The 26,510-nt window shown below is 58.3% G+C and carries 26 protein-coding genes; 16 read left to right on the top strand and 10 right to left on the bottom strand.

What is annotated here, in order from left to right:
* Positions 1 to 5 precede the first annotated feature (5 nt).
* From HKK53_RS10980 to HKK53_RS10950, 7 genes are all read left to right on the top strand, one after another.
* Complete coding sequence (locus HKK53_RS10980; RefSeq protein ID WP_169370838.1) at positions 6 to 1,664, top strand: phage tail-collar fiber domain-containing protein; 1,659 nt, start codon at positions 6 to 8, stop codon at positions 1,662 to 1,664.
* An 8-nt stretch (positions 1,665 to 1,672) separates the two neighbouring features.
* A complete protein-coding gene (locus HKK53_RS10975) occupies positions 1,673 to 2,380 on the top strand; it encodes a DUF4376 domain-containing protein (protein WP_169370837.1) in 708 nt (235 codons plus the stop codon).
* Positions 2,377 to 3,300 carry a hypothetical protein gene (locus tag HKK53_RS10970; protein WP_169370836.1) on the top strand — a complete coding sequence of 308 codons (924 nt, stop codon included), beginning with the start codon at positions 2,377 to 2,379 and terminating at the stop codon, positions 3,298 to 3,300. The genes HKK53_RS10975 and HKK53_RS10970 overlap by 4 nt, the downstream gene beginning before the upstream one ends.
* Positions 3,297 to 3,848 carry a baseplate complex protein gene (locus tag HKK53_RS10965; RefSeq protein ID WP_169370835.1) on the top strand — a complete coding sequence of 184 codons (552 nt, stop codon included), beginning with the start codon at positions 3,297 to 3,299 and terminating at the stop codon, positions 3,846 to 3,848. The genes HKK53_RS10970 and HKK53_RS10965 overlap by 4 nt, the downstream gene beginning before the upstream one ends.
* The gene (locus HKK53_RS10960) at positions 3,839 to 4,549 is read left to right on the top strand and encodes a hypothetical protein (protein WP_169374226.1); all 711 of its coding nucleotides are present in this window, start codon (positions 3,839 to 3,841) and stop codon (positions 4,547 to 4,549) included. The genes HKK53_RS10965 and HKK53_RS10960 overlap by 10 nt, the downstream gene beginning before the upstream one ends.
* Positions 4,522 to 5,499: a hypothetical protein gene (locus HKK53_RS10955; protein ID WP_169370834.1), complete on the top strand. Its 978-nt coding sequence runs from the start codon at positions 4,522 to 4,524 to the stop codon at positions 5,497 to 5,499. The genes HKK53_RS10960 and HKK53_RS10955 overlap by 28 nt, the downstream gene beginning before the upstream one ends.
* Before the next feature lie 71 nt (positions 5,500 to 5,570).
* Positions 5,571 to 6,461, top strand: a complete 891-nt coding sequence (locus HKK53_RS10950; protein WP_169370833.1) for a hypothetical protein — start codon at positions 5,571 to 5,573, stop codon at positions 6,459 to 6,461.
* 74 nt (positions 6,462 to 6,535) lie between these two features.
* Here the strand turns inward: HKK53_RS10950 and HKK53_RS10945 are convergent, their stop codons facing one another.
* On the bottom strand, positions 6,536 to 6,832 hold the full coding sequence (locus HKK53_RS10945; protein ID WP_169370832.1) for a hypothetical protein: 297 nt from the start codon (positions 6,830 to 6,832) through the stop codon (positions 6,536 to 6,538).
* Positions 6,833 to 8,479: 1,647 nt separating this feature from the next.
* Between HKK53_RS10945 and HKK53_RS10940 the strand changes: the two genes are divergently transcribed.
* Complete coding sequence (locus HKK53_RS10940) at positions 8,480 to 8,800, top strand: YbjQ family protein (RefSeq protein ID WP_054054102.1); 321 nt, start codon at positions 8,480 to 8,482, stop codon at positions 8,798 to 8,800.
* 41 nt (positions 8,801 to 8,841) lie between these two features.
* Here the strand turns inward: HKK53_RS10940 and HKK53_RS32630 are convergent, their stop codons facing one another.
* Positions 8,842 to 9,555, bottom strand: coding sequence for a hypothetical protein (locus HKK53_RS32630; RefSeq protein ID WP_237150770.1), 714 nt, complete (start codon positions 9,553 to 9,555; stop codon positions 8,842 to 8,844).
* A gap of 260 nt (positions 9,556 to 9,815) precedes the next feature.
* Between HKK53_RS32630 and HKK53_RS32625 the strand changes: the two genes are divergently transcribed.
* The 5 genes from HKK53_RS32625 (at position 9,816) to HKK53_RS10910 (ending at position 11,885) form a co-directional block, all read left to right on the top strand.
* Positions 9,816 to 10,004 carry a hypothetical protein gene (locus HKK53_RS32625; protein WP_169370831.1) on the top strand — a complete coding sequence of 63 codons (189 nt, stop codon included), beginning with the start codon at positions 9,816 to 9,818 and terminating at the stop codon, positions 10,002 to 10,004.
* A 320-nt stretch (positions 10,005 to 10,324) separates the two neighbouring features.
* Positions 10,325 to 10,696 (top strand): bacteriocin, encoded by a 372-nt coding sequence (locus HKK53_RS10925; RefSeq protein ID WP_169370830.1) that lies wholly within the window; start codon positions 10,325 to 10,327, stop codon positions 10,694 to 10,696.
* Between the two features lie 170 nt (positions 10,697 to 10,866).
* Complete coding sequence (locus tag HKK53_RS10920) at positions 10,867 to 11,289, top strand: hypothetical protein (protein ID WP_133836673.1); 423 nt, start codon at positions 10,867 to 10,869, stop codon at positions 11,287 to 11,289.
* A gap of 129 nt (positions 11,290 to 11,418) precedes the next feature.
* On the top strand, positions 11,419 to 11,580 hold the full coding sequence (locus HKK53_RS10915) for a hypothetical protein (RefSeq protein ID WP_169370829.1): 162 nt from the start codon (positions 11,419 to 11,421) through the stop codon (positions 11,578 to 11,580).
* Between the two features lie 86 nt (positions 11,581 to 11,666).
* A complete protein-coding gene (locus tag HKK53_RS10910; protein WP_169370828.1) occupies positions 11,667 to 11,885 on the top strand; it encodes a hypothetical protein in 219 nt (72 codons plus the stop codon).
* Positions 11,886 to 11,951: 66 nt separating this feature from the next.
* On the opposite strand, the gene HKK53_RS10905 is transcribed toward HKK53_RS10910, so the two are convergent.
* The 3 genes from HKK53_RS10905 to HKK53_RS10895 form a co-directional block, all read right to left on the bottom strand.
* Positions 11,952 to 12,377 (bottom strand): DUF6896 domain-containing protein, encoded by a 426-nt coding sequence (locus HKK53_RS10905; RefSeq protein WP_169370827.1) that lies wholly within the window; start codon positions 12,375 to 12,377, stop codon positions 11,952 to 11,954.
* A 253-nt stretch (positions 12,378 to 12,630) separates the two neighbouring features.
* Positions 12,631 to 13,026 carry a hypothetical protein gene (locus HKK53_RS10900; protein WP_169370826.1) on the bottom strand — a complete coding sequence of 132 codons (396 nt, stop codon included), beginning with the start codon at positions 13,024 to 13,026 and terminating at the stop codon, positions 12,631 to 12,633.
* A 2-nt stretch (positions 13,027 to 13,028) separates the two neighbouring features.
* Positions 13,029 to 17,897: an RHS repeat-associated core domain-containing protein gene (locus tag HKK53_RS10895; protein WP_169370825.1), complete on the bottom strand. Its 4,869-nt coding sequence runs from the start codon at positions 17,895 to 17,897 to the stop codon at positions 13,029 to 13,031.
* Between the two features lie 250 nt (positions 17,898 to 18,147).
* On the opposite strand from HKK53_RS10895, the gene HKK53_RS10890 reads away from it, so the two are divergent.
* Entirely contained in the window at positions 18,148 to 18,843 is a 696-nt protein-coding gene (locus HKK53_RS10890) for an HAD-IA family hydrolase (protein ID WP_149656861.1), read from the top strand.
* A 62-nt stretch (positions 18,844 to 18,905) separates the two neighbouring features.
* Here the strand turns inward: HKK53_RS10890 and HKK53_RS10885 are convergent, their stop codons facing one another.
* The gene (locus HKK53_RS10885; protein ID WP_123403219.1) at positions 18,906 to 19,652 is read right to left on the bottom strand and encodes a 3-oxoacyl-ACP reductase family protein; all 747 of its coding nucleotides are present in this window, start codon (positions 19,650 to 19,652) and stop codon (positions 18,906 to 18,908) included.
* Positions 19,653 to 19,777: 125 nt separating this feature from the next.
* Here HKK53_RS10885 and HKK53_RS10880 point away from each other — a divergent pair, with 125 nt between their 5' ends.
* The gene (locus tag HKK53_RS10880; protein ID WP_169370824.1) at positions 19,778 to 20,701 is read left to right on the top strand and encodes a LysR family transcriptional regulator; all 924 of its coding nucleotides are present in this window, start codon (positions 19,778 to 19,780) and stop codon (positions 20,699 to 20,701) included.
* 108 nt (positions 20,702 to 20,809) lie between these two features.
* Here HKK53_RS10880 and HKK53_RS10875 read toward each other — a convergent pair whose 3' ends face one another.
* Entirely contained in the window at positions 20,810 to 21,550 is a 741-nt protein-coding gene (locus HKK53_RS10875) for a phosphoadenylyl-sulfate reductase (protein WP_169370823.1), read from the bottom strand.
* A 173-nt stretch (positions 21,551 to 21,723) separates the two neighbouring features.
* Between HKK53_RS10875 and thrH the strand changes: the two genes are divergently transcribed.
* Positions 21,724 to 22,341: a bifunctional phosphoserine phosphatase/homoserine phosphotransferase ThrH gene (thrH, locus tag HKK53_RS10870; RefSeq protein ID WP_169370822.1), complete on the top strand. Its 618-nt coding sequence runs from the start codon at positions 21,724 to 21,726 to the stop codon at positions 22,339 to 22,341.
* Between the two features lie 105 nt (positions 22,342 to 22,446).
* On the opposite strand, the gene pabB is transcribed toward thrH, so the two are convergent.
* The 3 genes from pabB to rloB all read right to left on the bottom strand — a co-directional run bounded on the left by pabB (position 22,447) and on the right by rloB (position 26,510).
* A complete protein-coding gene (gene pabB / locus HKK53_RS10865) occupies positions 22,447 to 23,784 on the bottom strand; it encodes an aminodeoxychorismate synthase component I (RefSeq protein WP_169370821.1) in 1,338 nt (445 codons plus the stop codon).
* A gap of 207 nt (positions 23,785 to 23,991) precedes the next feature.
* Positions 23,992 to 24,978 carry an alpha-L-glutamate ligase-like protein gene (locus HKK53_RS10860; RefSeq protein ID WP_169370820.1) on the bottom strand — a complete coding sequence of 329 codons (987 nt, stop codon included), beginning with the start codon at positions 24,976 to 24,978 and terminating at the stop codon, positions 23,992 to 23,994.
* Entirely contained in the window at positions 24,978 to 26,510 is a 1,533-nt protein-coding gene (gene rloB / locus HKK53_RS10855; protein ID WP_169370819.1) for an osmotic stress tolerance membrane protein RloB, read from the bottom strand. Before rloB ends, HKK53_RS10860 begins: the two co-directional genes overlap by 1 nt.

Here is a 26,510-nt window from a genome sequence, read left to right as displayed (position 1 = left end):
CACCCGTGAGCGCCAGTATTACCTTGGCCGGCGAAAGCCAAATCGCCCTGAAACAAAGCCAGAAAAAGCCGCTGGTTATCAGCAAATTCATCTTTGCCAACGTGACCGGGCTGGACCCGGTCGCGCCGATCGATCGCGCTGCCGGCAAGCCGCCGGCGGGCCAGATCGTGCAGGTTTACGACATCCCCAAAGAGAACGCCGGCTACGTCAACCCGAACCAGGTGGTGTACAGCGCCCAGCTGGGGTCCGATATCGGTGACTGGGATTTCAACTGGGTCGGCCTCGAGGACGAAGACGGTTTGTTGTTCGCCGCGTCCTACGTGCCGTTGCAGCAGAAGCGCAAGAACATCCCGCCGCAGCAGATCGGCAACAACGTCACCCGCAACTTCCTGGTGGCGTTTGATGGCGCCATGCAACTGACCGGTGTGAAGATCGATGCGAGCACCTGGCAGCATGACTTTACCGTGCGCCTGGCGGGCATCGATGAGCGCGGGCGCTATAGCAACCGAACGCTGTATGGCCGTGCGTGTTTTTTCAGCGATTCACTGGCCTTTGTAAAAGTAGGCAGCAGCTTTCAGCTCCGATCGGGCGGCGCCTACATCGAAGGTATTCGGGTGGCCCTGGACGAACCGTATGTGGTCACCGGTGTTATCCCAGTGGGCAAAATCTGGTTGGACGTCTGCCTGGAGCGCCAACTCAATGACCGGGTGGCCAGTTGGAAAGTCGTGTATGGCAACCAGGTCGATTACACCGACGCCGCCGGCAACCGCCATTACTGCGTGCCCATTGCCGATTACATCTCGTCGAGCGAGATCGTCGACTTACGACCGTCCGAACCGGTCAGCGGTGCGTTGATTCAGTATTTCGCCGCCCGCAATGGGGACTATCCAAACCTGCGTGCACGGGGAACGACGAAAGAAGACGTGGATCTGGAGAACCTGCCCAACGCCAAGAGCGACGACCCCGACACCAACAGCAGCGAGATCCTCGCCACCACGGCTGCGCTGAACAAATTAAAGCAGCAGGTCGGTAATTCGATGACTGGCATGGTGGCCGCGTTCGCGATGACCGCAACGCCAACGGGGTGGCTGAAGTGCAACGGCGCGGCGGTTTCACGTACAGCCTTTGCGCAACTCTTCGCGTGGCTGGGCACGCATTACGGCGGGGGTGACGGATCGACAACGTTCAACCTGCCCGACATGCGAGGCTTGTTTCCACGGGGCTGGGACGATGGGCGCGGCCTCGACCCGGGCCGAGCGTTCGGTGTGTACCAGGACATGATGCTGCATTCCCACGCTCACACGGCCTCGGTCGCCGCAGTCGGTGACCACCTTCACTCCGCATGGACGGACGCCCAGGGCAACCACGTTCACCGTACCTGGACCGACGCTCAAGGCGGTCACTCCCACACTGCTGCCAGTTCACCAGGTATTGGCCAGGGTGCCGGCGGACCTAACTCGGTTCAGCAATCCGGCGGCCAGCACGCCACCTCCTGGGATGGTCACCACGCGCACAACGTCGCAATGGATGGCGCCGGCCAGCACGCACACAACGTCGGTGTCAGTGCCAGCGGCGCGCACACCCACGGCGTGACCGTTGCCGCTGCTGGCGGCACTGAAACCCGCCCGAAAAACTTGGCCCTTAATTACTGCATCAAATATTGAGAATGAGCATGACTGACAAACTCGTTTATCAGACTGACCACCGGGGCCTGTTCATTGGCATGGTTGAGGCGGACGAATCGCCCCTGGAACCGGGGGTGTACCTTATTCCCGGCGGTTGCGTGGAATCACCGCCACCGACGGCCCTCGAACATCAAGCCGCCTGGTGGAACGGCGAGGCTTGGCAACTGGTGGACTACTTCGGCGGTCTGGTGGTCTACAGCGCCCTGTCCGGTGAGTCGCGAACCCTGGAAGGATTCGAGCAGATGCCATCCGGCTACACCATGAAAAAGCCAGGACCGAATCAAGTCTGGAAGGATGGTGCGTGGGTAGACGATATCGACGCGGTGCTGGCCGATTTGCAGGAGAAAAAACGGCTGACGATCGACGCCGATTACGCGGCGTACATCGCCGGTGGCTTCAACTCCAACGCCCTGGAAGAGACATACCGCTACAACAGCGCGATCGATGACCAGGTGAACCTGAACGGTCAGGTGTTGCTGGGGATGGACGACGTTTACCCGTGCTATGACGCCAAGCAGGTGAAAGCCTTCCGGCCCCACACGATCGCCCAGTTGCAGCGGGTCAGTCATGACCTGGTGCGCTTCAAGCAAGCGGCCCAGCAGCACGCGGATAGTTTGCGCGAAGCCTTGGCCAAGGCCCGGGAAGACAAAGACCTCAAGGCCATGAAGGCCATCGCCTGGACGCTGTCGGCATGACCTGGGCGCCGGTGACCATGCGCTGGCCGGAGCAGGCCACGCAGTGGATGGGCGGCTTGTCAGCGGCCAAGGACCTGGCCGGCGGCGAGCTGGTCAGCACCGCCAAGCGACTGGCCGGACTCGATGGCTTGGCCAGCACCAACCCGGGGCCGGTCGGTGATGCCGCGAAGGGCGCGATCGCGGCCGGTCGTGCCGCGCTCACAGAACAACTCGGCCAGGCGCCGGCGTGCTTGGTAGTGACGCCGTTTCAAAACGGTATCGGGCAGGGGAGGGGCTACCAGCGCTTTCTGTCAGCGCCCAACCTGCTGGAGCACCTGGCGAAAAAACTGGAAGACGTGACCGACACCGGACGACCGGCTGGCCCGCAATACGCGCTGTCGATTCTGTTCCTGGGCACGCGCCTGGACCAGTTGGCCAGCAGCTTGTCGCGGTTCAACGCCTTGTTACCAATCCCTGACCTGGTGCGCACGGAACGTCGTGCCCAGCACCTGGTGAAGCTGGAGACAGAAAAGTGGGAGATCCCCGGCGCCGGTCCGCTGCCACGCTGGCAGGCGTTGCCCCTGGAACGCTGCACGGTGGTCAAGGCCGCCAAGCAATCCATGGCCGGCCAACTGGCGGTGCTGGAAAGCTACGCCGCCGACAGTTCGCCGCTGGGTGACCTGGCCGCATTGGCGAGCCGCAAAGCCGCGCAGCAGAAGGGCCGCGACCAGCAGCTGACCGACTTGAAAGCGCTGCTGGCCGGCGGCAACCCGGACGTCAGCATGCAGGCGCGTCTGGTTGGCCCGGGCAACACCAGCGAACTGCGCCGCGAATTGCTCGCCGGCGACGCCCCGGGGCATGAATGGGTGCTGTGTGCCGGCGTCATGTTGGTGGGCTCGAAAGAAGCCTTGAGTTTTGTCCAGGAGCTGGTCGGCCTATGACGCTGCTACTTGATGGCCACAAGGTCCAGGGCAAAAACCTGAAGGTGACCGCGAACCTGCGTATCGAAAGCGGCGACATGTCGGGTCAGACCAGCAACACCGACACGGCGCACAAGGGCTTCAAACCCAAGACCCTGACCATTTCGCTGATGATTCCCTTTGTGGATAACCCACACATGACCGATTTGATGCGCTTGGCCGAGTCCACCGCCAGCGGTGGCCAGATGCACCTGTACCGCATCGTCAACGACACGGCCGAGGCCTTCGGGATACGACAAGTCGAGTTCTCGGAAGGGATCAGCGCCCGCGAGGACGATACCCTGCGCGCCTGGCTGATCCAGTTCACATTGAGCGAACGCCAGTCCAACCCTGAAAAGGTCGAGGGGCGACGCGCCGGCAATGCGGTCAACGCCCAGGGCGCACCAGGAAGCGCGGTCGGTACCAGTGGCGAGGGCAAGGACGAAACCACCGACAACCCGGCGTTGAGCGGTTTTGAAAAGGTGCTCGGCCGCGTCGATAAGTGGCTGGGCGGGAGTGAATCAACGTGAAGCTGCACAAAGTCCTGGCGATCAATGGCGCGCCGTTCGCCCTGGTGAAAGAGGACGTTCGACTGGACGCCACCAGCCCGGGGCGGGCGACGTTCACGATTAAATCCGCTGAATCGGTCAAAGGCCTGGTGACGCTGGATATCGGCTACAACGACCGCACACTGCAACGCCACTTCATCGGTTACGTCGAGCGCTGCACCGCCGCCAATGCCATCGAGCAGGTGCTGTTCTGCCGCGAGCTGGCCGCCGTGTTGGCCAACCCGTTGCCGCTGAACCTGCGTCACGTCGATCTGCGCGCCGTGCTGGCCGAGATCAGCGAACACACCGGCCTGCGCTTCCGGGTGCCCGATCGGCCATTCGCCGCCGTCAAAGCGCCATTCTTTTACAGTCTGGCCGCCGGATATCAGGCGATGGACAGCCTGGCCCGGGTGTTCAACATTCCCGACTTCACCTGGCACCAGTTGGGCAACGGCGAAGTGTTTACCGGCAGTTGGGCGGACAGCTTCTATGGCGCCCGGGCGCCGCTGCAAATCCCCACGGAGCTGTTCGACGGCTACCAGGGCAACCAAAGCGCGATGATCGCGGCCCTTCCCGGGTTACGACCAGGTGCAACGATCAACCACGGCGAGCGCGTCACCAGTGTGGCCCTCGCCAATGACCAGATGGCTATCCGATGGAAGACGCAATCCGCCGCAGCGTAGAAAGGCAATTCCCTGAACTGACTGGCGGCTATCACCTGCCGCGCTTTGCCCGGGTTGTCGCCGTGGCCGACGCCCCGGCCGGCGCCGGGATCTGTGACGACTTCCGGCCGCGTTATGCCGTGGACATCGAAGTACTTGGCTCGGACGGTGAAGTCGATCCGCAATTGCCCCTGCTTGCCGGCGTGCCGCTGCCACTGCCCACCGGTGGCGAAGAAATGGGCATCTACGCCTTTCCGGAGGAGGGCACTCAAGTGGTGGTGTGCTTCGCCTATGGCCTGCCGAACAAGCCCTACATCCAGACGATTCTGCCGCACGGGCTGAGCATGCCCCGAGTGCCGAAAGGCGATCAGGTGTGGCAACACAGCGAGGCCGCCCAGCAGCGCGTCGATGCCGATGGCAACTGGCTGCGCCAGACCGATGGCAAGATCCAGGACAAGGCGATCGAGCGCGAGGTTGAAGCGCTGGAGAACCGCGAGCAGTTCCAGAACCACACCCAGGCGATCGACGATCATTCGACCGAGACGGTGGGCGGGGTGAAGACGATCGAGGCGCTGGGCGCGCTCAAGCTGATGTCTGGTGGCTCCGCGAGTCTGGCGGCGGTGGATGATCTGCACCAGGCCACCGGGCGGGATTTGAACCTGGTGGTGGGGCAGAAGCATAACGCCACGGTGGGCGGCGATATGCAGGAGCGGATTCAGGGCTTACGCAAGAGCGCGTCCGGGATCAGCCAGCAGCTGCAAGCGCCGAAAAACTGGATCGGTTCCGAAGGCGTGAACCTATTTCAGGTGATATGCGACACGCTTGATCTGCTGCAGCAGATGAACACACAGCTGGCCGCGCACACTCACTTACCAGGACCATTGCCAAGTCCGGCCGATGCTACGGCGTTCACTTCTGATGCAGTAAAGGCTGCCCTGCTCTCTACGAAGCTGAAGGCTATTACACTTTAAAGGTAGCAAGTCCGGTAGCCTGCTATCCTCATCGTGGCATTCCATGTGCCGCGCCGAAAAGGATATATAACTTGGATAGTGACGAAGAAAAAAAAGATGGGTTAACTATTTCCGATCTTGCTGATCCCAATTTTCCGGAACGGCTGGAGATTGTTCGCAATATAGAAAATTCCATAGTGGATTTTATGCGGCGCCCAGAAATTCCTGTCTACTTAGAAGCTTTTCAGAAAGTAATTAACAGAATTATCCCGCCAGCTATTAAGTTTTTTTCGGTAGTCGGCGAGTTCGCTATAAAGATGCAAGAGGCAAATGCGTTAAGGTCAGAGGCTTATCCAAAAATAATTGATCATCTGAATTTTTTAGCGACTAAAACTTGGTTTGTTTCGAAGTCGTTGGCACTGTCAGATTATGAGCTTCTAGCATTCTCGCCTGAGAGGATCGGTATGGGTGATGAGGCAGAGGAAGCTTTAGATGATCAGTTTGTCAGTGTTTATAATGAAAACATGGAATATCTCGAGTCTGTTCTTTTAGAAGGTTTCCCCAATCGCGCATTCGCCATTGGACCAGCTATACAGGCTCATAGGAGAGGGGAGTTCGCACTATCGATACCCGTTTTCCTTTCTCAAGCCGATGGCATCTTATTAGACATAACATCAGCTGAGCTTTTTACTTCCAAAGGTCACATTTCAAAGCACGCCCAAGAGCAGATGAGCACGACGCCTCATGAAAATTGGTTTGGGTATTTTGACGATGCCACATGGTCGCCTTTAAGCGCTGTGCGCCCTATTGGTTGGAGTCCAAAAGAACGTCGTGAAGCAGGATATTCTGGCTTTAATAGGCATACAACAATGCACGGAATGGACCTGCATTATGCATCGGAAGTCAATAGTTATAAGGCCTTTTCGCTTTTATGCTACGTTGCCTCCGTCAAGCCTGAAAGCGAAGACGAGAAGTCTAAATAAAATCAGGTTATATAAGGGCGCCTTGTGGTTCTTGAATTATTAACAGGCGCTCTTCCCTTCATAAGTGTTCATTCCTACTCCAACCGGCACCACCAAGATTGCGCATATGCGCAACCGTCGATGTACTCAATGCCGCTCAACACGAATCCCGTCACAGCCATCCCCGCCAGCGTCGCATCTAATAGAGGTGGCAATGGATCAGGATCCAGCGGCATACCGACTTTGACCTCGGCCACGTTCGCTGCCCGCCCTAACTCACTACACATTGTTGAGTTCACCATGACATTACCTTTGATCGCGGGATAGCGGCGCCGATCCTTGGCATTCAGCGCGACACCGCGTAAGCGCATAGGCGTTACCAAAACATGCATGGGCGGCCTCTACTCGTCTGAGCCAATGTCGAGTAACGATTCAACGGCGAAGGCAAGCGCCCCGTCCGCTAGCTCCAGCAGATCGCTTAGATCGTCGGCATCGATTACATGGTTCAGGTGCAGCGCGTGTGCTTGGCTTAACAGCGCCTTGTGATGGGCGCCGGGCTTCGCAAGCAGTGACACGTCATCGCGCAGCAGAGCACGCCACTGAGCTATTGCTGAAGACTTTGCGGTTGTCGCTACCACAGGCTCTCTATTCATCAGTCCCATCTACTCACGAAAAATACTGTATGTATACACAGGATAACGCTCGCGGTGTCGCGGCACATCAGTAGGCGACTGACGGCATTTAGCACGCCAAGGTCTTTGGAAATGGGACTATCGCTGCAAAATCCTGCCATCACGAAAAAACTGCTAAAAAAAGCACTTATCCCCCTCCCGCCGACGGGCTTTGCGTCTCTTTATTGTGCAAAGACGGGTAGGGGTGCAAACGATAGCTCTGCCCAGGCCCGCTGCGGGCCTTGTGGGTGTAGTTGTCATTGCACGGAGTGAAAGGTATTGAAAAAAAGTGCAGCGGACTTGCACAGCGTTGTGGTGCGCCAGCGAATTGATCAGGGGAGTGGGATGTCCGGTTTACGGGGGGGACGGGTGTGAAAACCGCCAGTAGACGGAGTTTTCGTTTTTGGAACCGTCAGCATCACATGGGTTTTATTCACCGACCGGCCTGATCGTAGAACAGCTAGCAGGCCCAGTTTGTAAGGCTCTCCGGGGTTCTGCACCATTGCACCGCGTCACCGAGAAATCTGTCGATGTCAGGACCGATTACGAGCGGGAAAAAAATGTAAAAAAGGGAATGTGAATGGCCATTTTTCAGACGTGGGCTGGGAAAAAGGTAATTTTGGTAAGCAAGGGATAAAAGTTGGCTGCAGCCTTTGTGGTGCCTGACCTGCAGTCATTACCTCAAGAGGTAATTTTAGGTAAGGGTTAGGGTAATAATTTATGAAGTGCCCCATTTTACTGGGTTTGAGGGCTATCAGGGATTACTCATAGGAAAGGTAATTTTCTAACCTCATACTTACCAAATTATTACCTCTGCGGAATTCTCTCAACGCCCCGATTTTCAAGGCTTCCAGAGGTCGCCTCATGCTGCATTACCAAAATTACCTTTTTCCCATGGGTCAACATGAAACGTCGAAATGGCCTTCGCGACCCTGTTCTGCAACCTGGTGCGCAAAACCCATGGGACTGGCATGGGACTGAGTTTGAAAATCTCGCTCATCTACAGCCCTTATAAACCGGGGGGGTATGCTCCGAAAATAGCAAACGGGTAGTTTCGAATCTCTCCTTCACCGCCAAATTCGATGTAACCAAAACCCCTGATTTCGAAAGAAGTCAGGGGTTTTGTGGTTTCTGGGGGCTGAAAAATGATCCGCAGAATTGCTGATGATTTCACCGCACATGCGAGACGAATTCCAACTCGGTTGTTTTAGATTGCCGGCCCCTCGAACGGAATCGAGTAATGCCTATGCGCCGCACCCAATGGCCAACATTTCGGCCAATGATCCGGTAACCTTGCCGGCGTTTGAGGCGTTGGTTGAGCATCTATCAAAGTTGCCTTGAGTCACTCTTCATGAAAAAGGAAATCCCATGATCACCACCACCACCCACACCATCGAAGGCCGCCAAATCACCGCCTACCTGGACATCGTCAGCGCCGAGTCGGTGCAGGGTGTCAACGTGATCCGCGACATGTTCGCCGGGATGCGGGATTTTTTCGGTGGGCGGTCGCAGACGTTGGAGCGGGCGTTGAAGGAGGCGCGCATTCAGGCGACGGACGAGATCAAGGAGCGGGCGCGGGCGTTGCAGGCGGATGCGGTGGTGGGGCTGGATTTCGAGATCAGTATGCCGGCCGGCAAGGGTGGGATGGTGGTGGTGTTTGTGACCGGGACGGCGGTCAAGTTGAGATGAGACAGCCCGTGGCGGTCAGCGCACGGGCGTCGTCAGGCTGATCAGACGGTATGCGGGGCGCGTTCGCCCTTGGTGTAGACCTGGTTGAAAAAATAGTTGCTCATGTTCATGTTTCCCGACTTTTGATAGGTAAACAACTGGCCGAGGTCGATGGTTTTTTCGAAGTTGTCCTTGTTCAGAACAAAGCCACCCGTGCCCAGGTATTCCCTGTCCTCCTTCACAAAATCGAACGAACTTTTAGCATATTCGTTGGCGGCATCTTTCAAGGCGCCAGACTGATTCATGTAGTCGGAAAGACGGGTAAGGTCCTCGGCGCTGATCGAGCCGGAGAGGGACGTGGCCTTGAGTTGGCCTTGTGGATCGACGGTAAAACCGAAGTCTTTTTCCTCAAGTGCCGGGTCGATGTTTTTCAGATCGTCCAGAAACTGCATGTAGGTAGTCTTGAGGTTGTCATGGGCTGCCATCAGACGGTCACGGGCAGCCGGAAAATCTTTGGTGGGCTCGGTGCGGCCGATATAGGTAATGACAGCGACCAGGGGCGTTCCTGGTTCGGTGGGCTGTGACGGCGACGGATTGCTCGGGTGATAGATGACGCCAGGCGTCAGCGGCTTGCCTTCAGGGTTTTTCATGTCGATGGCGCCGGAGTCGATCATGTCCTTTATTTTTTCGCCACCTGCTTTACCGGCCGCGATCTGCTCGGGGGTGAGCGTGATGGGCGTGGTGTTGATCAGCGACGGCATTCCCTTGATTTCCATGTTCTCTCCCTGAGTTTTTTGCGTAGGAGTAAGGGCAACGGCCTGTAGGCGAAAATCTTGAGCCTGGCGGGACAAGTGGTGTGTTTTTGTTTATTGCGCGACCTGCTTTGTACGACGCCGACGTCGGCCATTCGTCGGGCACCGGGCGATCTGAATCACAAGTCCAGTAATGACCGGCTAGTCTCAAAAGCCTTGGTGGTCGATATTTTCAGGCAAATAGGGCTTGCCGGTATCGACCCTGTTTTGAAAGGGGCGAAGAGATGGCGGATCCGTATATCGAAGACGACGGGGCTGAGTTTCCAATCAACAATTGCGTGCAGTGTGGCCAGACGGAGTATGTGGCTGGCTTTGGCGAGGACCAGGTCAAGACTGGCAAGATCAAGTCGGCGGCGCCTCGAGCAACGAGGTCGAAGTTTCTGCCCAAAGTGGCAGCGCCTTCCAGGAAGTAAGCGTTCATCACAGAGCAGACCCCGCCATTGAGCGGGGTTTTTCGTTTCTGACGGGCGGAATCTCGAAATGTCCGATAGGTGCGATTTTTCTTTCACAAAGTTTTCACAAGGTCTTACGTAGTCTCAACTCATCCGTTAGAAAGCAATATTCCAGCCCGTTACCCCAGCGGGCTTTTTTTTGCCTGTCATAAAACCTTTTCCATAAATGCTGTCCAACCGTCGCCCATAGCGAGGTTGTGCCTGATTGTGTCTGGACTTTGCCTTCGCTAAAGCATTCAATCTCCGCCTTTTCGTTTCCCCCTATTTTTGAGGTTTTCGTCATGCGTTTAAAACTGCCTGCTCTGGTTCTGGGGCTTTTGGTTGCTCAGGGTGCGATGGCTGCCGGTCAAGGCACTGCCGCGCTCGGCGGTGGTCTGGGTGGCGCGCTGGGTAATGTGGTCGGCCAGAACATGGGCGGCAGCACCGGCGCAGCGATTGGTGCTGGCGTAGCGGGCGCGGCGGGCAGTGCCATTGCCGCACCGAAGGGTAGCCGTACCAAAGCGGCCATCGGCGGTGGCGTCGGCGCGGCAGGTGGTTCGGTCATCGGCCACAGCCTGGGCGGCAAGACCGGTGCAACCATCGGCGCCGGCCTGGGTGGTGCAGCGGGTGGCGCGGTAGGTACCAACCTGTCGAAAGGCCACAAGCGCCACTGACCCTGAGGGGCAGCAAAAGAAGCCCGGCGTAATGCCGGGCTTTTTCGTTTCTGAACGTTTTTTGCGAGTGTGTCTCCAATCTCTTACAAGCCCTGCTCGGATAGCGAGTACTGTAGGAGCAGGTTGAGACAGTTGTGCTCCCCCAATACGGAAATTCTGAGGTTCATATCATGCGTTTGACATTGTCCACGTTGGTTTTGGGCCTTTTGGTCGCTCAGGGCGCCATGGCGGCCGGTGATGGCACTTCGGCAGTCGGTGGTGGCCTCGGTGGCGCACTGGGTAACGTTGTCGGCCAGCAAATGGGCGGCAGCACTGGCGCCGCCATCGGCGCGGGTGTCGGTGGCGCCGCAGGCAGCGCGGTCGGCGCACCCAAGGGCAGCCGCACGGCAGCGGCCGTCGGTGGTGGTGTCGGTGCGGCGGGCGGTTCGGTGGTCGGCCATAGCTTGGGCGGCTCCACGGGCTCGACCATTGGCGCAGGCCTTGGTGGTGCGGCGGGTGGCGCTGTCGGCAATAACCTGGGCAGCGACAGCGGCAGCTCCCATTCCGGTGGCGGCCATAAACACAAGAATAAACACAGAAACAAGCATCGCTAAATCAGTATCGACTGACAGCAGAAACCCGGCCAAGCGCCGGGTTTTTCGTTTCTGCGGATAGGGTTCCGGAACGTTTGGTCGTAGGACACCTCGAACTTCATACACTCCCGAAACTCTGTGAGGCGCACCATGACGCTTGAAGCCGAAGATGACTCCGACGAACTCAACGATCCTGGTAACGAAGACCCGGGCTCGTTGATGGACGATGCAACCGTGCCGCTCAACGACTCCGATGATGCGGGGGACGTGGGCAACACCGAGTATGAAGAGGAAGACTCCGACGAAGACTGACCGATCGTCCCTTGGGTCGAACGCTTGCATAGCCGCTTCCTCGAATGAACAAGGGCCTGCTTTTCAGGCCCTTCGAGAGGTGCTTTATGAACCCTGATCCGAAAGTCGCTGACGTTGACGAAACGCCGGAATATCCACTGCCTTCTCCTACTGATTCCCTGAGTCGTGATCAGCGTCCGCCTGATGATGAGGATGAGGTGGGGGTTGAGCAGGTTCCGGATAGTGATGTGAAGCGCGGGGATGTCGAGGCGAGTCCTGATGATCCGGATATTGCGGGGGAGGATGGGTCGGGGGAGCCGAGTTAAAGAGTGGAAGATAGGCCGATGACGCTTTGAGATTTCAAAGCCCAGCAGTTTTGCTGGGCTTTTTTATCAGGTGAATCTGTTCCCTTTAATTACGTAAAGCCCATCTAGTGGTGATATTTTTTCAAGCTTTCCGATTTCTATATATTTTTCGAAGTCATACTTTAGTATTTGCTGGTCAGTATATTTTTCGTACTGGTGTGGGAGTTCGCATGCAAGCAAGTACAATCGCCAAACATCAAAGCCGTCGATTCTTCCGTCCGGTCCGTAGTCGAAATCTATGGACGCTTCTGGCAGATGAACGACACAACCTACTCCGTGCAATTCATAGGTTATGTTGTCCATAACTGTCCCGCATCGTTCTATTTTCTTAGTACGCCAGAGCCTCAAGATGGATCGCGTGCCGAATTTTTTTTCAAACAACTCAGTCGCCTTATCTACTTTTGAAAGAAAGTCGATAATTAGTTGTTCAAGGAGTTCATTTCTGTAGCTCATCTTCTTCGATGCTCCAGTCTGTCAAATCCAACATTGCTCGCGGACTCTAATACCTCATCAATACTATTTAAGATCCCTTTGTGTCCTTTTATATCGTTCACAGGCTTTATTATCACGCTCGTCGATGTTTGTCTCGCTGCTGCGGCGCGATGATGGCCGTCAAGTATATAGAGCTTGCCGTCGTATTCGGCCATGTCAATAGGAAATGATGTAAATAAATCTGTCCCTTTGGCTATTTTAATTTAGCTTTATTTTATGAATTTTTTAAAGAGTCAAGCCATGCTTTATAGAAGGCTTTTTGATCATCTATATTGTTAGTTATGTTTTTGTCTTCATAATCGAAGATTCGCACGATGTTCGCTTCTTCGCTGGGTTTTCCAAGTTCAAGTTCGTAAGCGACTAATCCGCTCGACATTTGAGAGGACATACTCGAAGGGTGGACGTTTAATTTAGCGCCTTTACACAGGAATTTCGTCTCAGGGTAATCTGCTCTCAACATTCCAAAACATTTATACAAGTCGGGCGCCGAATATTTCTTTTTCAAGCCGTTTGGCATTATTATCGATAGTGTCCGATTCCTTCTATCACATTCTACCGTAGCGATTTCTATGGCGCCGTAAGTGATTAAAGAAATTTCTATATTTATCATGATCACTTCCTGAAAGGGTTGGGTATCGAGTAGCCCTTATAGCTACCATCATCATAGACAGGTGTGGCGCCGACGATGTCTTGGTTTTTTATACCTCCTGGAAATGCTATTTCAGTTTCACGCCTGTGGGGGGACATCGCACCGAGTTCTTTATTGACATCGACTCCATCAATATTTTTTAGTACATAAATATACCCATCGGCAAGTCCATAGCCAGTCGCGAACTTTGATGCCTCCTTTTCTGAAGTGGATGTGCTAACAAAGTGACTAGGAGGACTTCGGTTGTCCAAAGCGTGCAAGTAGAGATCTGTACTATCACCTAAGGGTTCAAAACCAGCCTCAAAGATTTCCCAAGGCTCACGGTCATCACCTCGATATAAGTAATAGTTTTCTTGTTTGGGGCTGGGTAACTCGGGTTCTCCTGAGGCAACGCTTACTACACCAACCGGATCCTCCTCCCCAACTGCCGGCCGTTTACACCCATCCCCACCCGGACACTCATTCAACCCCAACGGATCAACCCACCCCGTCGGATTAACCCCATACCGATACCCGTTCAACCCCCCAGCCAACTTCACCGGATCCGGCGTCAAATACCGCCCCACATCCGGGTTGTAGTACCGATGCCGGTTGTAATGCAGCCCGGTCTCCGCATCGAAGTACTGCCCTTGAAACCGCAGCGGCTGATCCAGCACTTGATGGGTATCGCGATTCAGGCGGGTCAGGCGGCCGTAGGCGGTGTATTGCGCGGCCCAGACGATTTCGCCGCTGTAGTCGGTCAGTTCCTGTGGGGTGCCGAGGTGGTCGAGTTGGTAGTAGAACGGGCAGGCGTGGCGTGGGCCTTTGCCGTCGAGCAGGGCCAATGGGCGGAAGGTGCCGGGTTCGTAGACGTAGCAGCGGTAGTGCTCGCGACTGCTTTCAGCGACGATCTGGTCGCCTTGCCAGAAATACTCGGTGGTTTTGCCGTCGACGGTTTTGCTGATGCGGCGCCCGAAGGCGTCATAGCGATAACTCGAGCTACGTCCGTCCGGGGTCGTGACGCCAATCAGTCGATGCTGGCAGTCGTAGCGGTATTCGGTGACGAGCTTTTGCGCGGTGCCACGCCGTTCACGAATCAGGTTGCCGAAGGCGTCGTAGTCGTAATGCCGATCACCCTGTATCAGCAGACGATTGCCCAGAACCTTCGCCGCGCCGGGGCGGTCCTGCATCAGCAAATTACCCGCCGGGTCGTGGGCGAAGCTTTCCGGGAGGTGGTCGCGGGAGTGGCGGACGCGAATCAGGCGATCGAGCGGGTCGTACTGGTAGCTGCGTTGGCCCTGGCGGGTGTCGGCGATGTGGTCGAGATTGCCGTTGGCGCTGTAGGCATAGTCGCGGCGATACAGCGGTTGCCGCTGTTGGCTGACGGAGTGGGCTTTCAGGCGCCCCTGCTCGTCATGTTGGTATTCGCTGAGCAACAGACCCTGTTGGCGGTGCTGTTCGCGACCGGCAACGAAGGTATGCGCCGTCAGTCGCGTGCCATTGAGGTCGATGGCCGTCAGCGCGCCGCCCTTGGCATGGTGGTAATCGAGTTTGCTGGCGTCGGGCAGACGAAGGTGGTTGAGCTGGCCGCAGGCGTCATAGCCATAGCGCAAAGTGCCCCAGCCCTGGTGTTCGGTGATCAGCCGATCTTGTCGGTCGTACTCGAACTCCAGCGGATGATCGTGACTGTCATCAACGCTGACCAGTCGGCCGAGGCTGTCGTAGCGATACTCGATGGTCGTCCCGTCAGGCAGCGCCTTGACCAGCAACCGACCTGTCGCATCCCGTAGATAGCCGGTGAACAGTTGCGAGCCGTCATCGCCGAACTCGGTTTTCTCCAGCAGATTTCCATTGAGGTCGTAGGCGTAAGCCGTGCGGCGGCCATCGAACCCGGTTTCGTGTCGGATCAAACCACCGGGTGTGTAGTCCAGCTGATATTTTTCGCCGGATTCGTTCTCGATTTCCGTCAGAAGCAGTCGCACGTTGTCGTAGCGATACTGCAGCTGAGTACCGTCGGGGTTGATCCGGCGGCTGACCAAATGCAGGTCATCGGCGTATTCGTAACGGGTGATGCGGCCGAGTTCGTCCCGTTCGGCGGTGATTTTTCCGTAGGCGTTGTAGCTGAACGCGCGAGTGGCGCCTGTGGGCAAAGTCGTCTGGGTCAGTCGGCCAACGGCGTCCCATTGGTAGCGGGTAACGGCGTCATGTTCGTCCTGACTGGTAATCCGCCGGCCCAGAGCATCGTAGGAAAAGTGTCGCCGACCACCCTGCGGCAACGTTTCTTCGACCAGTTGCCCCAAACCGTTCCAGGCAAACAGATGCCGGCTGGTGTCCGGGTAACGGATCGACAGCAACCGCCCCTTGGCATCATGGTGATAGTGGGTGACCTGCCCATCCGGATCGGTCGCCTCAGTCACATCCCCCTGAGCATTACGCTGATACGTCCACACCGCCTTGCCACGACACCGCGAATGCAGGAAACCATTGCGATACTCGTAGGACGTCGGCTCGCCTTCGGGTGGAATCAGCGCAACAAGGCGTCCGACCTCGTCGTAGCGATAGCGGGTAATCGCCCCCAATGGATCCTGCTCGGCAATCAACCGACCGTTATCGTCGTAAGACTTGAGGTGCTCACCGCCGCCCGGTTCGACCCGTCGCACCAGCCGCGCCTTGTCGTCATGGACGTAAGCTTCTTCACTGCCGTCGACGTTTTTAACCACAACGCCGCCCTGGTCGTCCCAGACGTAAGCGGTGTCCATCTGCGAAAAGCTCGCCCGATGCCGGACACATCGCGCCGCCTTGCCGGACCTTTCCCACTCCCAGAAGAAACTCGCCCCACCGGCCAATTGCCGCTGGAGGATCACGTGCTGGTCGTCGTAGTCGTACCGTTCGCTTTCGCCAGCGGCATTGGTTGCTTCAATCAGGTGATGACGGGCGTCGTAGCGGTAGGAAATCAGCGTCTGTTCTGTACGCCAGGCGTCACTCGGCGCCGCAACAGGGTGAAACGTCTGATACTCGACGGCGACGAGGTGCCGACGCTCGTAACACAACAGCAGTGAGCGCCCGGCGCCGTTGTCGAGGCGCTGGATGCGATGCTGGCGATCGCGGGTGATGTGTAGCCGGTTGTTATAGGCATCGCTGATCGCCGTCAGCCGCCCGTTATGAAAGTGGTAAAACCTCGGTGTTTCAGCCGCCAGCGCAACGATCAGTTCCTGCGGCTCATCCCCCCGATAGATCGCCGCTCGCGACAGGCTGTTATGGATCGTCGGCCGCTCGACACTCGGCAACGGAAATGTCGTACGGCGGTTTTCATGGTCGATCCAGATAACGCAATCGCCATCGATTTCCAGTCGATGGGCGAGGGAATGACTCCAGCCCCAGCCCAGCCCGCAATCCAGTTCCACCGCGCTGGTGCGATACAGCCGGGTGAAATCAAATGCCAGCAACCCGTCGAGAGAACCATCGGTCAGGGTCAGCAGTTCTTCGCCGGTAACCATCGACACCGGGCAACCGTTGGTGCAGGTCAATGGCCCGCAATCGGCGCTGTCGCCGTTGGGGTTTTTCGCCTGGTCCGGCGCATCGTCATGGGGTTCGTGCCGGACCATCCGGGTTTGTGCGTCGGATTTATCGCGAGCGATCGGCGCCGGATTTTTCACCACCAGCACCGGCGACTCACCGCTGCGGATCTCCAATGGCAACGTTGGCGTCGGATTTAGTGGTGCATGGCGTGCATTGACCGCCAACGGTTTGAACGCGCCCGCGTGGGCGGTCAGCCTGGTTTCGGTGGTCAGTTCGGCCAGGCGCAAAGTAGCGCCCGCCAGCCATTGCCGCGCCCGTGGCGATTTGATTTTGCCCAGCACTTTGGCGCTCAAACCCAGGGTCACGCCTAAGGTGCCGGTCACCCTCGACAGTAGGAAAGCGATCAACAGGTCTGTACGAATTTCCGCCATCACCTCGGCGACGAATTGCGGCGGCAGCATTCTCAGCCAACTGGTAAATGCAGCGAGGTGAATGAACAGCAGCGGCTCATCGCTGAGCACCAGCAAGCCATTGGCGATCGCGTCGGCGGAGGCGCTGAGCAGTGCGTCCAGTTCGGCCTGGGTCAGGTACTCCAACAGCTTTTCGCTGTTGGCTTGCAGATCGGCGAGCAGCGCATAGACCTGTTTCACATCATCCCAAACGCCCTGCAGCGAATTCCCGACGCCCAGCCAGTCCGCCTCTTGCAGCAAGCCGTAGCGATCGAGGAAGCCGGCGCTGGCGAATTCGGTCCATAACGGCTCGAACTCATGGGTCCACTCGGCACGCAGCCAGCCTTCGAGTTCGCCGATCAAGCCTTGATACGAGGCGTAGAGCACCTTGACGTGCTCGGCTGAAACATCGGGAAAGAAGGTGATGCGATAACGCTGGCCCCGTGAGCAATCGGAAACTTCGAGAATGCCGCTCGGGCCAATGATCTTGCGCACCGGCTCGCCAAACGTCAGCTCACCGTTGCGATCCGCGATCACCGGTTCGAGCATCACCGGCGTGTTGCCGATCGGCACGAAACGCGCCGCCTCGAACATATGCACCAAGGTCAACGGACCTTCGGCGGGGCACTGGGTCACGACGGCGCTGACCGGTTTGCTGGAATTCAGCGGCACGCTGAGTTGAACGTCGTTGCCCACCTTGAACACCTGCTCGACATCCAGCGCCCAACCGGTCCAGAAGTTTTCTGCCCAGCGTTCGTAGTCGTTCAGGCACAGGCGGAATTCACCGAGCAACGCTTCGACGTCGGGTCGTTCCGGGTTCATGGCGGCGACCACGAGCAGGCCGATGGTGTTGTTCAGGGCCAGGAGTCCATTGGGGTCGAACATTCACAGTCACTCGCGCGCTTCAATTTGGAAACGCCAGACTTTGCGCAGGATCAGCGAGGAAAGAAGTCAGGAAAGGAGGTGATTGCTGTAGGGATAATCGCTAAATGATGGGCGCAGGTTTTTTCATCCACAGGGCATTGCCCGTTGCCCTATGCCAGCCGCGCTCGTTATGCTGCTGAACCCTTTAATCGATCCGAGTACTGGCCGTACCTGAGCCGCCTGGGATGTCATTAAAAACGGATCAGATGCGATGAATGCACCACTGAAAGCGCTTGGCCCGATCAAAGCCGTGATTTTCGACATGGATGGCTTGCTGCTGGACACCGAGGGCATCTACACCGAAGTCACGTCGATGATTGCCGAGCGTTATGGCCGGACCTTCGACTGGAGCGTCAAACAGAACATCATCGGCCGTGGCGCGGGTGACCTGGCGCGCTATGTGGTCGAGGCGCTGGACTTGCCGATCACCGCTGAGGAGTTCCTGGTGATCCGCGAACCCCTGATGCGCGAGCGTTTTCCCAAGGCACTGGCGATGCCGGGCGCCGAGGAGCTGGTTCGGCACTTGAAGGCCAACAACATTCCGATTGCGGTGGGCACCAGTTCTTCGCGCCAGTCGTTTGGCCAGAAAACCACGCTGCACCGCGACTGGTTCGCGCTATTCGACTTCATTGTCACTGCCGATGACCCGGAAGTCGGTGCGGCCAAACCGGCGCCGGATATCTTCCTGACTGCCGCGCGGCGCCTGGGTGTCGCGCCCGAGGACTGCCTGGTGTTCGAGGATTCGCCGTTTGGCGTCACAGCAGCGAAAGCGGCAGGGATGACGGCGATTGCGATCCCGGATGCGGCCATGGCTGACGAAAAATACGCCCACGCCGACGGCATCCTTCGTACGTTGAAGGCGTTCACGCCGAGTGCCTGTGGTTTGCCGGCGCTTGAATGGGCCTGAAACCAGGCATAAAAAAACGCCGGCAATGATTGCCGGCGTTTTTGTTTCAGCGTTTCAGGTCATCAAGCGCCGAAACCACCATCGATGGTCAGGCTGGCGCCGGTGATGTAACCCGCTTCCGGGCCGACCAGGTAGGCGACGAAGCTGGCGATCTCTTCCGCCTTGCCATAACGGCCCACGGCCATCAGCGGGATCAGGCTCTCGGCGAAGTCACCGCTGGCCGGGTTCATGTCAGTGTCGACCGGGCCCGGTTGCACGTTGTTGATGGTGATACCGCGCGGGCCGAGGTCGCGGGACAGGCCTTTGGTCAGACCCACCAGCGCTGCTTTGCTCATGGCGTACGGGCCACCACCGGCGAAGGGCATGCGGTCGGCGTTGGTGCTGCCGATGTTGATGATGCGACCACCTTCGGTCATGTGTTTGGCGGCGGCCTGGCTGGCGATGAAGACGCTGCGCACGTTGATGGCCAGGGTCTGGTCGAAGTCTTCGAGGGTGAAGTCTTCCAGCGGCGCGACGGCCAGCACACCAGCGTTGTTGACCAGAATGTCGAGGCGACCAAAGGCTTCGACGGTGGCGGTCACTGCGTTGCGAATGGCCTCTGCGTCGGCGCTGTCGGCCTTGATGGCGAGGGCCTTGCCGCCGTTGCCGGTGATGCTGTTTTGCAGTTCTTCTGCCTTGGCGGTGGAGCTGACGTAAGTGAAGGCAACTGCGGCGCCTTCAGCGGCCAGGCGTTTGACGATGGCGGCGCCGATACCGCGGGAACCGCCTTGAATCAGAGCTACCTTACCGCTGAGGTTTTGAGTGGTCATGTCGATCTCCAGAAAATTCAAGGCGGGCTGCCTTGTTGTTGGAGTCGAGTATCGGCCTCGCATTACCCTCTGTGTAGACCGCCATTGCTATAGTCTGTGTAAACCAGAAGTTTATAGTGGCGACCATGGAAACCTTCAGCAGTATCGAATGCTTCGTCCGCAGCGCCGAGGTTGGCAGCTTTGCCGAAGCCGCGCGGCGCCTGAGCCTGACCCCGGCCGCAGTGGGCAAAAGCGTCGCGAAACTGGAAGCGAGGCTGGGTGTGCGGCTGTTTCAGCGCAGTACGCGCAGCCTGACCTTGACCGAGGCCGGTCAGGTGTTTTTGGGCGAAGTCAGCGCCAGCCTGCACACCATTCAAAACGCCGTGGCCAACCTGGCCAGTGCCGAAGGGCGCCCGGCCGGCACCTTGAAGGTCAGCATGGGCACAGTGTTCGGGCGTTTGTATGTGGTGCCGTTGCTGGGGGAATTCCTGCGACGCTTCCCGGCGATCAACCCGGACTGGCACTTCGATAATCGCCAGGTCGATCTGATTGCCCAAGGTTTTGATGCGGCGATTGGCGGCGGATTCGAATTGCCCCAAGGCGTGGTGGCGCGCAAGTTGACCCCGGCCCATCGGGTGCTGGTGGCGTCAGCCGAGTATCTGGCTGGGCGTGAAGCCATTGTCGAACCTGATGACCTCAAGAAATGCGACGGCATTCTGATCCGCTCGCCGCAAACCGGTCGCGTGCGCTCCTGGCAGCTGACCAGCCGCACCCGGCAACACAGCCCGCTGGTGCTCAAGGCGCGGATGACCATGAGCGATTCGGAAGCCGCCTGCGCCAGCGCTGCGCAGGGATTGGGCATCGCGCTGGTGAGCATGCCGTTTGCCGTGGGTTATCTGCAGACCGGGACGTTGCAGCGCGTGTTGCCGGACTGGTACGTCGACGATGGCAATATTTCGATCTATTACGCGGAGCACAAATTGTTGCCAGGCAAGACCCGGGCGTTTGTCGATTTCATTATTGAGCAGTTTGCGGAGCGGGGGTTGGGGGAGCGGTTTAGTGCGCTCTAAGTCTGGCTTGCTCGCGATGACAGGCTGCCATTCAACATCAATATCGGCCCTTACACCGTCATCGCGAGCAAGCTTTGCTCCTACAGGGGGGATCGCACGAGGCCTGGTTCAGGCTTTGGATTTGCTGATGATATTGCCCGCATGCAACCCGCATTCTTTCTGCGTCGCTTCTTCCCACCACCAGCGACCTTCACGCTCATGCTGGTTCGGCAGCACCGGGCGGGTGCACGGCTCGCAGCCGATGCTGATAAACCCACGCTCATGCAGGCTGTTGTAAGGCAGCTCGAGCATGCGGATATAGCCCCAGATCTCCTCGCTGGTCATCTGTGCCAGCGGATTGAACTTGTACAGGGTGCGCTCAGGCGTGGAGAACGCAGTATCGATTTCCAGCACGGCGACGGCGCTGCGGGTGCCCGGGCTCTGGTCCCGGCGCTGGCCGGTGGCCCAGGCAGTGACGCTGGACAACTTGCGGCGCAGCGGCTCGATCTTGCGGATACCGCAGCATTCGCCATGGCCGTCCTTGTAGAAGCTGAACAGGCCTTTTTCCTTCACGAACGGTTCAAGTTTCGTGTAGTCCGGCGACACCAGTTCGATCTCGATCTTGTAGTGCTCGCGCACCTGATCGATGAAGCGGTAGGTCTCGGGGTGCAAGCGGCCGGTGTCGAGGCTGAACACTTTGACGTTCTTGTTCAGCTTCCAGGCCATGTCCACCAGTACCACGTCCTCGGCACCGCTGAAAGATATCCACAGGTCATCGCCAAACTCGGCGAACGCGAGTTTCAGGATGTCCTGGGCGGATTTGTTGGCATAGGTCGTGGCGAGTTCCACGACATCGAACGATGGGCTCATCAGGGCGGCTTCCTACAGGTCGGTGGCGCTGGGCGCTCTATATGGCGTCGATGGTAACAAAATCCCACAGCCCCTGGCGCGCCCTCTGCGTTGCGCGGGCTGGCTCGAGTCGCTAGAGTTCGGCAGTCCTTTTGCTCGCTCGACTCAATAATCAATACAAATGGGAGTGTCTTGTGGAAATTGCCTGTCTGGATCTTGAAGGTGTGCTGGTCCCGGAAATCTGGATCGCCTTCGCCGAAAAAACCGGGATCGAATCCCTCAGGGCCACCACCCGGGACATCCCCGACTACGACGTGCTGATGAAACAGCGCCTGCGCATCCTCGATGAACACGGCCTGAAGCTCTCGGACATTCAGGAAGTGATCGCCACCCTGCAACCGCTGGACGGCGCGATTGAATTCGTCAACTGGCTGCGTGAACGCTTCCAGGTGGTGATTCTGTCGGACACCTTCTACGAGTTTTCCCAGCCGCTGATGCGTCAACTGGGCTTCCCGACGTTGCTTTGCCATCGCCTGATTACCGACGATGCCGGGCGAGTGACCAGCTATCAGTTGCGTCAGAAAGATCCCAAGCGCCAGTCGGTCCTGGCCTTCAAGAGCCTTTACTACCGGGTGATTGCGGCGGGGGATTCCTATAACGACACGACGATGCTGGGCGAGGCCGATGCCGGGATTCTGTTCCATGCGCCGGACAATGTGATTCGCGAGTTTCCACAGTTCCCGGCGGTGCATACGTTTGAAGAGCTGAAGCAGGAATTTATCAAGGCTTCGAATCGCGCTTTGAGTTTGTAGTGATCGTTCCCACGCTCTGCGTGGGAATGCAGCCCGGGACGCTCTGCGTCCCAAAGCGGACGCGGAGCGTCCATTGAGGCATTCCCACGCGCAGCGTGGGAACGATCAAAGGGCCTGAAGGGTATCGAGCAACACCTTCACCTTGGTAATCGATTCCTGATATTCAGCCTGCCATTCCGAATCCGCGACAATCCCGCCGCCGCCCCAGCAACACACCTGCCCATCCTTGACCAGCAAACTGCGAATGGCGATGGAGCTGTCCATCTCGCCTCGCACGTCCAGGTACAGCAACGAGCCGCAGTACAACCCACGCCGCGTCGGCTCCAGTTCATCAATGATCTGCATCGCGCGGATCTTCGGTGCGCCGGTGATCGAGCCGCCGGGGAAGCTGCCGGCGATCAGGTCCAGGGCGTCCTTGTCGTCCGCCAATTCGCCAGTGACGCTGCTCACCAGGTGATGCACGTTGGGATAGCTTTCCAGGCTGAACAACTCCGGCACCCGCACCGAGCCGATACGGCAGGTGCGGCCGAGGTCGTTGCGCAGCAGGTCGACGATCATCAGGTTTTCCGCGCGATCCTTGGGGCTGGCCAGCAGTTCGGCGGCGTTGGCGGCGTCTTCGGCGGCGGTCAAGCCACGGGGGCGAGTGCCTTTGATCGGCCGGGTTTCCACCTGGCGCGCGCTGACTTTGACGAAACGCTCCGGTGACAGGCTCAGTACCGCGCCGCCGTCGGGCAGGCTCTGGAACCCGGAAAACGGTGTCGGGCAGGCGGCTCGCAGGGCGCAATAGGCGGCCCACGGGTCGCCTTCGCATTGCGCGCGAAAGCGCTGGGCGAAGTTGACCTGGTAACAGTCGCCGGCCTGGATGTATTGCTGGATCCGCTCAAGGGCCTGGCGATAGTCATCGGCGCTGAGGTCGGCGCTCATTGGCGCTTTCAGCTTGAACGGCTCGAGTGGGTTGGACGCTGACTGAGTGAACAGTGCGATCAAGCGCTGCTGTTCGCTTTCGGACAGTGTCGGGTGGAACACCAATTGACTGGTCAGCCGATGGTGGTCGCTGATCAATGCCCAGCCATACAGACCGAAACGCGCATCCGGCAAGTACAGGTCGTCCTGGGCCTGGCTCGGCAGGTTTTCCAGATGACGGCCGAAGTCATAGCTCAGGTAGCCGATCAAGCCGCCTGCGAAGGGCAGCTCATCCGGGACGGACGCTTCGCCCAGTCGTGTCAGATTATCCCGAAGGCGTTGCAGGAAGTCGGCACCGCTTTCTTCCGGCGACACGGCCAGTTGCTCCAGCGGCCAGGCACTGAGCAAATCAAAGCGGCCGCGATCGGCACTTGGTCGGCCACTGTCGAGCAGCACGGCACCGGGGGCATGACGAATCGCCGCGAAGTACTCGGCGGGGTTGGCGCGATAGGGCAGAGGATGTACGGAACAGGTCAACATGGGCGGGGCGGATCAGCCATCGTGGCGGGGTGGCGATTGTAGTCCTCTGCAGGAGTTGCTCCTAGAGGGGATGTCGGGGATTGGTAGATGGGTGACCGATCGTTCCCACGCTCTGCGTGGGAATGCATCCCGTGACGCTCCGCGTCACAGGCGGACGCAGAGCGTCCGTGGCGGCGTTACCACGCAGAGCGTGGGAACGATCATCGGCTAGCCCTCAACCGGCGGAATATGCCCAAACATCTCCTGCACAAACTCCACCCGTTCCTGCACGGTCTCGGTAACCCCGCGGGCCTTCAATTCTTCCAGCCGCGCCTCGACCGCATGGGTGCGCAAGGTCAGTCCACAATCATTGGCAATCTGGATGTTCAACCCCGGCCGGGCGTTGAGCTCAAGAATCAGCGGCCCTTTTTCCTGGTCGAGCACCATGTCCACGCCGATGTAACCCAGCCCGCACAGCTCATAGCAGCCGGCAGCGAGTTTCATGAAACCGTCCCAGTAGGGCAGTTGCACGCCATCCACCGCGTTGGTGGTGTCCGGGTGTTTGGTGATGATGTTGTTCAACCAGGTGCCGCGCAGGGTCAGACCGGTGGCGAGATCGACACCGACGCCGATGGCGCCCTGGTGCAGGTTGGCCTTGCCGCCGGACTGCCGGGTCGGCAGGCGCAGCATGGCCATCACCGGGTAACCCATCAGCACGATAATGCGGATGTCCGGCACGCCTTCGTAGCTGATGCTTTTGAAAATCTGGTCCGGGGTCACGCGGTATTCGATCAGCGCCCGGTCACGGTGGCCGCCCAGGGAGTACAGGCCGGTGAGGATGCTCGAGATATGGTGCTCGAGTTCCTCATGGCTGAGGATCTTGCCGGACACCGTGCGATAGCGGCCCTCGAAACGGTCGGCCACCACAATAATGCCGTCGCCGCCCGCGCCCTGGGCCGGCTTGATCACGAAGTCGCTGCGCCCACCAATGATCTGGGTGAGGTTGTCGATTTCTTTCTCGGTGGAAATGATCCCGTACAACTCCGGCACGTTGATGCCGGCTTCAATGGCGCGTTCCTTGGTGATGATCTTGTCATCGACAATCGGGTACAGGCTGCGCTTGTTGTACTTGAGCACATAGTCCGCGTTACGCCGATTGATCCCCATGATGCCCCGGGCTTCCAGGGCCTTCCAGGTCTTCCAGAAACCGAACATTACGAGTCAGCCTTGAGGAACGCTTTGAAGCGGACCAGCTCGGTCAGGCGGTAACCGCGATAGCGACCCATGGCCAGCATGAAGCCCACCAGGATCAACAGGATCGCCGGGAAGGTGAACACGAAGTACACCAGTTCCGGCACGCTCATGATCAGGTGCGCCAGGGACGCGGCGAACAGCGTACCGATTGCCACTTTCATGGCATGGCCGGCACCGCGTTCTTCCCAGGTGATCGACAGGCGTTCGATGGTCATGGTCAGGATCACCATCGGGAACAGCGCCACCGACAACCCGCGCTCCAGGCCGAGTTTGTGGCTGAACAGACTGATCGCCGCGATCAGCACCACGACGAAGGTCAGCACCACCGACAGCCTCGGCAGCATTTGCAGCTTCAAGTGTTCCAGGTAGGAACGCAGCGACAGCCCCAGCGCCGTGATGATCGTAAACAGCACGATCCCGAAGCCCAGCTGCGTCTCGCGGAAGGCCAGGGCAATCAGCACCGGAGTAAAGGTGCCGAGGGTCTGCAGGCCGATCAGGTTGCGCAGGATCAGGATCACCAGCACGCCAATCGGGATCATCACCATGATCATGAACGTCTGCTGGGTTTGCAGCGGCAGGCCGTACAAGGAGTATTCGAGGAAGTTGGCGTCGGTGTTTTCGTCGGTCAGCTTGGCCAGGCGAATGGCGTTCATTTCGCTGTTGTTCAGGCTGAACGTCACGTTGGCTTTCTTGCCGCCATCGACGGTGATCAGGTTTTCATCGCCGGTCCACCACAGCAGGCGGTCGGTCGGCAGGCCTTGTTCACCGGTTTCCGGGTTGAAGTACAGCCAGTCGGTGCCGTTGAAGCTGCGCAACCAGAGTTCAGGGACTTGCGGTTGGTCGGCCACCAGGCGGACGGTGTGGACCTTCTCCACCGGTACGTGGGCAATGGACAGGACCAGCTCGACAATCCGGGCTTTGTTGGCGGTGGACGGATCGCCGCCGAGCAACAGCTTCACGTTGTCGTCATTGAGATTGTTGACGCGCTTGATCGCTTCGCCGACGAAGGTTTCGACGTCGGCCGAGTGTTGGCGAATCGGTGCGAGCAGGGCTTCGGCAGCGACTTTCTCCGCGCCTTCGACGGCAATGCTGTCGCGGAAGGTCGGGCCTTTGATCTTGGATTTTTCACCGCTGTAGCGCTTGGTCAGCACCAGGCGGTAATAAAGGGTCTGGTTACCCTTGGCCCGACGTGCCGACCAGGTGACCTTGCGGTTGCCGTCGACCCGGTTCACCGCCACGCCGTAGTTATTGGAAATGAAGCTTTCGTTCAGGCTCACATAGTCGCGGCTCAGGGGCGGCACGAACATCTGGATCTTGACCGGGTCTTTGGCACTGGCGACGAACTCGACCTTGGCGTCGATGTTCCACAAGTCGTCCGTGGCATCTTCGGTGACAGGAATGCCGAGCACGAAGATCTGGTAGGCCGTAACTGAAATGCCCAGCACCACCAGGATGGCGATGAGGATTTTCAGGTGGAGGTTAAGAGAGCGCAT

This window comes from Pseudomonas sp. ADAK7, from assembly GCF_012935675.1.
In the GTDB taxonomy this organism is placed as follows: domain Bacteria; phylum Pseudomonadota; class Gammaproteobacteria; order Pseudomonadales; family Pseudomonadaceae; genus Aquipseudomonas.
Note: the sequence above shows the minus strand (reverse complement) of the source record. Positions and strands in the feature narration are given on the sequence as shown.

Coding starts and splice junctions, on each gene's coding strand:
- rloB (WP_169370819.1), bottom strand. CDS start 26,510: ATGCGCTCTCTTAACCTCCACCTGAAAATCCTCATCGCCATCCTGGTG.
- HKK53_RS10895 (WP_169370825.1), bottom strand. CDS start 17,897: ATGTTCGACCCCAATGGACTCCTGGCCCTGAACAACACCATCGGCCTG.
- HKK53_RS10920 (WP_133836673.1), top strand. CDS start 10,867: ATGCGTTTGACATTGTCCACGTTGGTTTTGGGCCTTTTGGTCGCTCAG.
- HKK53_RS32630 (WP_237150770.1), bottom strand. CDS start 9,555: ATGGAAATCAAGGGAATGCCGTCGCTGATCAACACCACGCCCATCACG.
- HKK53_RS32625 (WP_169370831.1), top strand. CDS start 9,816: ATGGCGGATCCGTATATCGAAGACGACGGGGCTGAGTTTCCAATCAAC.
- HKK53_RS10860 (WP_169370820.1), bottom strand. CDS start 24,978: ATGTTCGGTTTCTGGAAGACCTGGAAGGCCCTGGAAGCCCGGGGCATC.
- HKK53_RS10970 (WP_169370836.1), top strand. CDS start 2,377: ATGACCTGGGCGCCGGTGACCATGCGCTGGCCGGAGCAGGCCACGCAG.
- HKK53_RS10875 (WP_169370823.1), bottom strand. CDS start 21,550: ATGAGCCCATCGTTCGATGTCGTGGAACTCGCCACGACCTATGCCAAC.
- HKK53_RS10925 (WP_169370830.1), top strand. CDS start 10,325: ATGCGTTTAAAACTGCCTGCTCTGGTTCTGGGGCTTTTGGTTGCTCAG.
- HKK53_RS10975 (WP_169370837.1), top strand. CDS start 1,673: ATGACTGACAAACTCGTTTATCAGACTGACCACCGGGGCCTGTTCATT.
- HKK53_RS10945 (WP_169370832.1), bottom strand. CDS start 6,832: ATGCATGTTTTGGTAACGCCTATGCGCTTACGCGGTGTCGCGCTGAAT.
- HKK53_RS10900 (WP_169370826.1), bottom strand. CDS start 13,026: ATGATAAATATAGAAATTTCTTTAATCACTTACGGCGCCATAGAAATC.
- HKK53_RS10880 (WP_169370824.1), top strand. CDS start 19,778: ATGGAAACCTTCAGCAGTATCGAATGCTTCGTCCGCAGCGCCGAGGTT.
- HKK53_RS10955 (WP_169370834.1), top strand. CDS start 4,522: ATGGAAGACGCAATCCGCCGCAGCGTAGAAAGGCAATTCCCTGAACTG.
- HKK53_RS10910 (WP_169370828.1), top strand. CDS start 11,667: ATGAACCCTGATCCGAAAGTCGCTGACGTTGACGAAACGCCGGAATAT.
- HKK53_RS10905 (WP_169370827.1), bottom strand. CDS start 12,377: ATGAGCTACAGAAATGAACTCCTTGAACAACTAATTATCGACTTTCTT.
- HKK53_RS10965 (WP_169370835.1), top strand. CDS start 3,297: ATGACGCTGCTACTTGATGGCCACAAGGTCCAGGGCAAAAACCTGAAG.
- HKK53_RS10915 (WP_169370829.1), top strand. CDS start 11,419: ATGACGCTTGAAGCCGAAGATGACTCCGACGAACTCAACGATCCTGGT.
- HKK53_RS10885 (WP_123403219.1), bottom strand. CDS start 19,652: ATGACCACTCAAAACCTCAGCGGTAAGGTAGCTCTGATTCAAGGCGGT.
- HKK53_RS10940 (WP_054054102.1), top strand. CDS start 8,480: ATGATCACCACCACCACCCACACCATCGAAGGCCGCCAAATCACCGCC.
- pabB (WP_169370821.1), bottom strand. CDS start 23,784: ATGTTGACCTGTTCCGTACATCCTCTGCCCTATCGCGCCAACCCCGCC.
- HKK53_RS10890 (WP_149656861.1), top strand. CDS start 18,148: ATGAATGCACCACTGAAAGCGCTTGGCCCGATCAAAGCCGTGATTTTC.